Genomic DNA, 8,781 nt, shown 5'->3' with positions numbered 1-8,781 from the left:
CACCGACATGCGCAGCACCGACGTGACGAACCCGCTCGCCGTCGACCTCGTCGGCGTCGACAACTACCTGCGGCTCGTCGACGACGGCGCCATGCGGCGGGCGGCGCTCAACACGGTCGTGTTCGTGGTCACGACGCTGCCGCTGACCATCGGACTCGGGCTGGCCGCCGCCGTCCTGCTCAACTCCGGCATCGCCCGCCTGCCTGCCGCGTTCTTCCGGCTCGGCTACTACCTGCCGAACATCACCAGCATCATCGGCATCGCCGTGGCCTGGAAGTTCCTCCTGGAGCCCGAGGCCGGCCTGGTCAACCGGCTGCTGGAGCTCGTCGGCGTCCAGGGCCCGAACTGGCTGCAGAACCAGAGCACCGCCCTGCCCTCGATCATCGTCATGACCGCCTGGCGCAGCTTCGGCTTCAACATGGTCGTGCTGCTGGCCGCGCTCCAGACCATCCCGAGAGAGCTGTACGAGGCCGCGGAGGTGGACGGCGCCGGACGGTGGGCCCGTTTCCGCTCGGTGACCGTGCCCTCGCTCCGCCCCGTGCTGCTGTTCTGCACCGTCTACAGCTCGGTCGGGTTCATGCAGTTCCTGGAGGAGCCGCTGGTGATGACCCGCGGCGGACCGCTGAACGCCACGCTGTCGGCGTCGCTGGCGATCTTCAACCAGTTCGGGGTCGGCAACTACGGCTACGCCGGCGCCGCCTCGACGGTGTTGTTCACCGTGATCGTGGCGCTGGCCGTCCTGCAGCTGAGGCTGGGGAGGAACAGGTGAAAAGGACCCGCCGCCAGCACGCGGTCGTCTACCTCGGGCTCACCCTCGGCCTGGCGCTGGTCGTGGGGCCGTTCCTGTGGACCGCGCTCAGCTCGGTCAAGCCCGAGCGGGAGATCAGGCGCGACCCGGCGACGTTCTGGCCCGAGACGTGGACGCTGGACAACTTCGTCGAGCTGTTCGAGCGGGTGAACATCGGCACCGCGTTCGCCAACAGCATGATCATCGCTCTCGTGCTGGTGGCCACCAACCTGCTGTTCTGCTCCATGGTGGGCTACGCCTTCGCCAAGCTCGACTTCCGCGGCAAGAACCTGGCGTTCGGGCTCGTCCTGGTCCAGCTGGCGATCCCGGCGATCGTGCTCATGGTGCCGCAGTTCGTGCTGATCGCGAGGCTCGGCATGGTCAACACGTTCATCGGGATCATCCTGCCGACCGTGGTGACGCCGCTCGGCGTGTTCATGATGCGGCAGTTCATCTCCGACCTGCCCGACGAGCTGATCGACGCGGCCAGGGTGGACGGCGCGAGGGAGTTCCGGATCTTCTTCAGGATCATCCTGCCGCTCTGCGGGCCGCCGCTGGCCACCCTGGGGCTGATCACGTTCCTCGGCTCGTGGAACAACTTCCTGTGGCCGGCCGTGGTCGCGCAGAGCGAGAACATGTACACCCTCCCGGTCGCGCTCAACATCCTCAACGGCAACGAAGGCACCCACTACAACCTGCTGGTCGCGGGGTCGGTCGTGGTGATCGCGCCGATCCTGTTCCTTTTCGTCTTCCTGCAGCGCTTCTTCATCCAGGGCATCGCCACCTCCGGACTCAAATAACAGGAGCCCCTCATGCGTAAGACCGTCCTGTCCGGTTTAGTCGTGCTGGCTCTCACCGCGCCGGCAGCACCCGCGAACGCCGACAGCACGCTCCACCGCTACGCGAAGGACACCTGGCGGTCGATGGCCGCCATGGTCGAGCCGGCCACCGGCCTGCCCGCCGACAAGGTGACCGGCGATCTCAAGACCCGGGCGAAGGTCACCTCGCCCACCAACATCGGCACCTACCTGTGGAGCACGCTTACCGCCCGCGACCTGCGCCTGATCACCGGCCACGACGCCGCCACCAGGGTCGGCCGGGTCCTCGCGGCGCTGGAGCGGCTGGAGCGCAACGACCCGACGGGCCAGTTCTACAACTGGTACGACCCGGCCACCCTCCAGCTCATCCGCACCTGGCCGGAGACCGGCGACCCGGTTCGCCTCTTCGCCTCCAGCGTGGACAACGGCTGGCTGGCCACGGCGCTCATGATGGTCCGCAACGCCACCCCGCAACATGCCGCCCGCGCCAACCGGCTGCTGACCTCCATGAACTTCACGTCCTACTACGACCCGGCGGCCCGCCCCGACGCCGGCACGGGCCTGCTGCGCGGCGGCTTCTGGCCGGAGCCGCCCGACGGCTGCTACGTCGAGAGCGACTACGCCGGCACGGGCACGACCGTCTACTCCACCTGCCACCACTACGGCGCGCCTGCCGAGACCCGCATCGGCCAGTACGTGGGCATCGCGCTCGGCCAGATCCCGCGCGAGAGCTACTTCGGCCCGTACCGGACCTTCCCCGACAACGGCTGCGACTTCGGCTGGCAGGAACAGAAGCCGGTCGGCTCGTGGAAGCAGTACCTGGGCGTGAACGTCTGGGAGGGCACGTACGGCTACCGCGGCATGCGGTACGTCCCCAACTGGGGCGGCTCGATGTTCGAGGCGCTCATGCCCGACCTCGTCGTCCCCGAGGCGACGTGGGCGCCGCGCAGCTGGGGCCGCAACCACCCGGTCTTCGTCCGCGCCCAGATCGAGCACGGGCTCAACGAGGCCAAGTACGGCTACTGGGGGTTCTCCCCATCCAACGACCCGCACGGCGGCTACCGCGAGTACGGAGTGGACCCGCTCGGCATGGACGGCCCGGGCTACACCTCCGACCGCGAGCGCACCAGCACCGACCCCGGCTACGAGGGGTGCCGCCCGGCCCAGCCGGAGCCGGCCGCCTACGGCGACGGCGTGGTGACGCCGCACGCCGGCTTCCTGGCGCTGCCGTACGCGAAGGCCGCGGCCATGGAAAACCTGGCCAAGCTGCGCCGCGACTTCGACGCCTACGGCCCGGGCGGCTTCTACGACGCGATCGCCGTCCGCTCCGGCGTGGTGTCGAAGTGGTACCAGGGCATGGTCATGGCCGCCCTCGGCAACGTGCTCGCCGGCGGCAACCTGCACCGTTACTTCGCCGGCTCCGGCGTGGAGGCCAAGCTCCGCCCGTTGATGCAGCTCGAGGAATGGGACGTTCGATGAAACGGGGAAGCCATTGACGAACACGCCCGCCCACCGCGACTGGCAGGACCGCATCGGCCAGGCTTCCGGCGAGATCACCGCGGCCGCGCGGCCCGTCCTGGAGGCTCCCACGGGCCTGCGGGCGGTGCCCGGCGCCGGTGTGGTGACGCTGACCTGGGATCCCGTGCCCGGCGCCATCGGATACCTGGTGCACAGAGACGGGGTGCCGGTCGGGCAGCCGGACGTGGACGTGCCGGCCGTCCCGTCCTGCCGGTACGTGGACACGGGCCACGGGGCGGCGGCCTACGCGGTGGCCGCCGTCTCCGCCATGGACGCCGTCGGCCCCTTGTCCCCTGCAGTCGACGCCGGGCCTGCCGCGTCCGCTCGGGAGGTCTCCGTCCGCGTCGACGCCCGGCAGGGGACCCGTGACCTCCCGCGCCCCTGGCAGCTCATGGTGGGGTCGGAGCACCTGTCGTACCTCCTCAACACCGATGAGACCGGCGGGCGGCCCATCGGCGAAGAGCTGACCGAGGCGCTGCGGATCATGCGGGACGAGCTCGGCGTCGAGGCGGTCCGGGCGCACGGCATCCTCTGCGACGACCTGGGCGTGTACCGCGAAGGGCGCGGAGCTCCCGAGCCAGGAAGAACAGACGGGGACGTCTACGACTTCAGCGGCGTGGACCGGGTCTACGACACCGTCGTCGGGCTGGGCCTGCGACCGGTCGTGGAGCTCGGCTTCATGCCGCGGGACCTGGCCGCCGATCCGTCCAAGACCGTGTTCGGCTATGAGGCGATCATCTCGCCGCCCAAGGACTTCGAGGCGTGGGGCGACCTCGTCAGGGCCCTGGTCGAGCACCTGGCCGCCCGGTACGGCATCCACGAGCTGATCGACCACTGGGCCTTCGAGGTGTGGAACGAGCCCAATCTGGCCGTCTTCTGGTCCGGCACGCCCGAGGAGTACTTCCTGCTCTACGACGTCACCGCCGCCGCCGTGAAGAACGTGCACCCGGACCTGCGCGTCGGCGGCCCCGCCTCGGCCGCGAACGGCTGGATCGAGGAGCTGCTCGCCCACGTCGCCGAGTCCGGGGCGGCACTCGACTTCCTGTCCACCCACACCTACGGCAACGCGCCCCTCGACTGGCGCCCGGCCCTGGCCACGCACGGGCGGGACATCCCCATCTGGTGGACCGAGTGGGGACCCACGCCTACCCACTTCCACGGCATCGGCGACGGGCCGTTCGGGGCGGCGTTCCTGCTGCACGGCATGAAGTCGGCCGCGGGCAGGATCGGCGCGCTGTCGCACTGGGTGGCCTCCGACCACTTCGAGGAGCTGGGCCGCCCGCCCCGGCTGTTCCACGGCGGCTTCGGCCTCCTCACCGTCGGCAACCTGCGCAAACCCCGCTTCCACGCGCTCGCGCTCGCCGCCCGGCTCGGCGACGCCGAGCTGCCGGCCACGTTGGAGGGGGACGTGGCCGGCGTGGAGGCGTGGGCGGCCAGGCACGACGACGGCCGGATCGGCGTGCTTCTCTGGAACGGCACGCTCAACCAGTCCCAGGCGACCGGCGCCCCCGAGCTGGCCCGCACGATCACACTCACCGTCGACGGTCTCGACGGCCGCCCGCGGACGCTCACCCACCACCGCATCGACCACGATCACTCCAACATCGAGGCCGTCTGGCACGCGATGGGGGATGGATACTGGCCGGCGGACGAGCAATGGGACAAACTCCGCGCCGCCAACACCCTCGACGAGCTGGACCCGCCCGCCACGGTCACCGGCACCGCCGTCACCCTCAGCTTCGACCTGCCCATGCCGGGGGTGTCCTTCATCGAGCTGTCGGGCTGAGCGGCGGTCCTGCCGCGCCGGACGCTGCCCCGTTGGTGCGAACACCACTGGGAGCGGGGACCGGGCGTCAGTCAGGCATTCGCATAGCGAGCGCCCGCAACAGTTCATACCCTGTGCCCATGACCGATCCGGCCGCGGCGCTCGCCGCCCGCATCGAGCTGTTCGAGCAGGCCGCCGATCCCGGGCTGATCTGGGATCCCGCGGCGCTGGCCGAGGCCGAGCAGGCGATGCGGGCGTGCACCGGCGACCAGTCCGACGCCGCCGTCTGGCGCCTGATCGGCATGCTCCATCTGGCCCGGTACCGGCTCGACCAGCGGACCACGCAGGACGCCGCGGTGGCGGGCGCCTTCTTCGCCGCCGTGGCCGTGGCCGACCCCGGACGGCTGCCGGAGAAGCTGCGCGGCTCGGGCGTGCCGCCAGGCGACTCGGCCGGCACGTGGGCGGGGCTGGTGGAGGAGGTCTTCCGGCACGTGGACCCGGCCGCGTACCGGCACGTCGGACTGCTCATCCACGCCTTGGTCCGCCGTGCGTCGGCCCACCCGACCGTGGACGCCGCCGACCGGCTCGAGCAGCTGCTGTTACAGCAGGCCATGCGCTCGACCGACCCGTCCTGGGCGCCCGGCGCGCTCGCGCTGCTCGGCGGCGGGCTGGTGCGGCTCTACGGGCAGACGGGCGCGCGGGAGCTCATCGACGACGCCGTGCACGTGCTGTTCAGAGCGGCCTTGGGGGCGCCTGGCGAGGCGGCCTACCTGGGGGAGCTCGCCGCGGCGCTCGCGTTCGCCACGCCCGGCGACGAGGACCTGGCCAGGGCCTACCTCGCGGCCGCCGAATCGGCGCCAGGCACCCGGGATCGGTCGCAGGCGCTGCTGGCGCTCGTGGACCTCACGCGGGCGCGGACGGCCGGCTCGGTCCTGGACGACGACCTGCTGGCGTTCATCAGGGTGGGGCAGTGCGCGCTGGACTTCTGGCACGAGCAGTGGGCACATCCCGGGGTGCTGGCGCCGTACGCGGCGGGGCTCGTCGAGTGGTACGTGGTCACGGGGGACGAGCGCTCGCTCGAGGCCGGCAGGGAAATGCTGGACGCCCTGGGCGGCTCGAGACCGATGCCGATCGCCCCCGGCGAGCCGGCCCGCGGACGGGAGGACCCGGCCGCCCAGGTCGGTGGCGAGTCGGTGGGCCGGCTCGGCACCGACCCGATCGTGCGCCTCGCACTGCTGGCCGAGCGCCGGTGGCGCCGCTATGGCGTCACCGGGGAGCAGGCCGACCTGGACGTGGCCATCGGCGCCATACGCGAAGCGGCCGGACCGGCCCCGCCTGACCACCCCGACCGCGCCCGCCTGCTGGCCACCCTGGCGAACGCGCTGCTGGAACGGGCCGTGGTCACTGGGGGCGACCCAGCGGAACCGATCAGCGCGGCCCGCGCGGCCCTTGCCGCCCACGCTGGACACGACCCCGCCCGGCCAGAAGCGCTCCTCCTGCTCTCCCGGACCCTGAGCCTGCGCCTCACCCCGGCAACGGCGGACGAGGCGGTCACCGCACTGCGCGAGGCCCTCACCTCCGCCGAACACCTGACGCTCCGCGCCGACGCCTATGGCCTGCTGTCGGAGGTGCTCCAATGGCGCGCTGGGGAAGCGGGCGACGAGGCGGAGCGGCGAGCCGAGGACATGAACGACGCCGTCCTGGCCGCCCGCCAAGCCGTCCAACTGGCCGTGAAGACCTCCCGCGACCAGGCGCCCGCCCAAAGGCTGCTGTCCCACGCCTTACTCGCCCGCTTCTCCGCCCTGGGCGACGCCCGCGACCTGAGTGAGGCCCTGGCCCTGGCCAGAGACGGCGACGCCGGCCTGCTGACCCGGCTGTCCGCCGCACTCGACGACCCGCCGCCGGCGATGGATGGGCACCTCGCGCAGGCCGCCGCCGAGCTCGCGCTGCTGACCTCTGACGAGGATCTGACGCTGAAGCTCCTCCGCTTCGCCGAGCACCACTTCGGCCCGGCCGGGGAACGCGGTGGCGCGCCGGGCGATCGCGGGGGGTTCCTGCTCGCCGCGGCGCTCCAGCTGGCCGAGCTCGGCCGCCTCCGGACCGCCAACGCCGTGCTGGCCAGGGCGGCGGCCGCGTTCGACGAGGCCGGCGAGCGGGCCAGGGCCGCCGACGCGCTCTCCAGGCTCGGCTTCAATCATGCCGAGCTGGACAAGCCGGACCAGGCCCTGGAGGCGTACGAACGTTCGGCGGCCGTCTACCGTGCCCTGGGCGAGACCCGATCCGAGGCCCGGCAGCTCGCCGGCATGGGCGTCGTCCTGCTGCGGACCGGCGACCCCGCCCGCGCCGTCGACCGGCACCTCCGCGCGGCAGCCTTGTGCGCAGCCGCCGGACTCGCCGAGGAGGAGGCGTCACACCAGGCCCAGCGGCCGACGCCTGCCTGGCCGCCGGTGATCCGGCCGCGGCGGTGGCGTGCGCGGTCCGGGCCCGCGAGGTGTACCTGACGCTGGGAGAGCCGAAACCGGCGGCCACGGTGCTGATCCCCGCCGCGCGCGCCGCCGTCGACCAGGGCGACCTCACCGCCGCGGTGCAGCGCATCACGGCCTGCGCCCTCGAGCTGGAGGCCGCCGGGGCGTGGGAAGACGCCTGCCGGGCACTCGACGCGCACGCCGTCCTGCTGGCCGGTCGCGGCCACCGCCCGCAGGCCGCCGCGTGCGAGGCCCGCGTGGTGGAGATCGTACGGCGCAGGGGCGAGCGCCGGGAGCCCGCTGACGAGTGGTACCGCATCGCGCAACGCCGCCGCGCCACCGGCGACGCCGCGGGCGCCAGGACGGCCTTCGAGCTGGCGGAACGCGAGTACGACGCGATCAGCCACCATGACGGCACCGCCTCGGTCCGCTACCACCTGGGCGTGCTCGCGTACATGGAGGGTGATGCCGGGCTGGCGCTGGAGGAGTTCGGGGCGGCGGGGGAGACGTTCGCCCGGTTGCGGGCGCCCGGCAAGGAGGCGGCCGCCCTGACCATGCGCGCTTCCTGCCTGGCCGGTCTCGACCGGGAGGACGACGCCCTGCTGGAGCTGGAGCGGGCGCTGGAGCTGGCCGCCGCAGCAGGCGACGTCGACGCCCTCTTCGCCGCCACACTGCACCGTGCCGTGCTCGACCTTCGGCGGGACGCGTTCCAGGAGGCGGGTGAGCGCCTGCACGCCGCACTCGGCCTGGCCGTCGCCGACCCGCTGAAGGAAGGCGTCGTACGGGACAGGCTGGCGGCGCTCGCCGCTCGCACCGGTGATCCGCGAGCCGAGGCGGAGGCCCTGCACCTGGCGGTGACGGCCTTCCACGCCGCGGCCCAGCACCGCCTGGCCGCCCTCGCCTCCATCAAGCTCGGCTTCGCCCTGGAGGAACGCGGCGAACACCGCCGCGCCAGGAGGGCACTGGAAGCAGGCTTGACGGGCCTCGCCACGCCGCAGGACACCACTGCTCCGGCGGAGGCGCCGTTCGAGGTCGTCGCGGCCATGGCGGCGGTGTCGGGAGGTCTGGACGCGGACGTCCTCGAACGGGTGGCCACCCTTCAGCTCACCCTGGGCGACCTCACACGCGGCCGCGCCACGCTGTCCGAGGCCGTCACCGCGCTGCGGACCGCCGGGGAGCAGCCGGAGGCCCTGGAACGGCTGGAGCGCCGGCTCCGCCTGGAGGAGGCGGAGGCCTCAGGCGACCTGCGGCAGGCCCGCGCGACAGCCGAACAACTCCTCGCCCTCGCCGACCGGCCTCCCGCCGACGGCACTGGCATCTTGCCCGGTGACGATGCCGTCCCGCGCATCCAGGGCGGTGGAGACGGCGTCGTCCCGACCGAAGACCTGTCCCACCTCCTGTCCAAGCTGTCCGCCCTCTGCCTCACCC

The 8,781-nt window shown here is 72.6% G+C and carries 6 protein-coding genes; all 6 read left to right on the top strand.

What is annotated here, in order from left to right:
* The coding region (locus ACTWPT_RS59135; RefSeq protein WP_443186329.1) for a carbohydrate ABC transporter permease at window positions 1-769 on the top strand (769 nt) is incomplete at its 5' end.
* Window positions 766-1,587, top strand: coding sequence for a carbohydrate ABC transporter permease (locus ACTWPT_RS59130; protein ID WP_443186328.1), 822 nt, complete (start codon window positions 766-768; stop codon window positions 1,585-1,587). The genes ACTWPT_RS59135 and ACTWPT_RS59130, both read left to right, overlap by 4 nt.
* A 12-nt stretch (window positions 1,588-1,599) precedes the next feature.
* Window positions 1,600-3,084 carry a glucoamylase family protein gene (locus ACTWPT_RS59125; protein WP_443186327.1) on the top strand — a complete coding sequence of 495 codons (1,485 nt, stop codon included), beginning with the start codon at window positions 1,600-1,602 and terminating at the stop codon, window positions 3,082-3,084.
* A gap of 13 nt (window positions 3,085-3,097) precedes the next feature.
* A complete protein-coding gene (locus tag ACTWPT_RS59120; RefSeq protein ID WP_443186326.1) occupies window positions 3,098-4,909 on the top strand; it encodes a GH39 family glycosyl hydrolase in 1,812 nt (603 codons plus the stop codon).
* 119 nt (window positions 4,910-5,028) lie between these two features.
* On the top strand, window positions 5,029-7,389 hold the full coding sequence (locus ACTWPT_RS59115) for a tetratricopeptide repeat protein (protein ID WP_443186325.1): 2,361 nt from the start codon (window positions 5,029-5,031) through the stop codon (window positions 7,387-7,389).
* Window positions 7,353-8,781 (top strand): hypothetical protein (locus tag ACTWPT_RS59110; protein ID WP_443186324.1); only part of this gene is annotated, 1,429 nt, incomplete at its 3' end. The genes ACTWPT_RS59115 and ACTWPT_RS59110, both read left to right, overlap by 37 nt.

The sequence above is a fragment of the Nonomuraea sp. 3N208 genome (genome assembly GCF_052245935.1).
Lineage (GTDB): Bacteria > Actinomycetota > Actinomycetes > Streptosporangiales > Streptosporangiaceae > Nonomuraea.
Note: the sequence above shows the minus strand (reverse complement) of the source record. Positions and strands in the feature narration are given on the sequence as shown.

Bases quoted from the DNA above. Each gene is read 5' to 3' on its own strand.
- ACTWPT_RS59125 (WP_443186327.1), top strand. From the start codon at position 1,600: ATGCGTAAGACCGTCCTGTCCGGTTTAGTCGTGCTGGCTCTCACCGCG.
- ACTWPT_RS59115 (WP_443186325.1), top strand. From the start codon at position 5,029: ATGACCGATCCGGCCGCGGCGCTCGCCGCCCGCATCGAGCTGTTCGAG.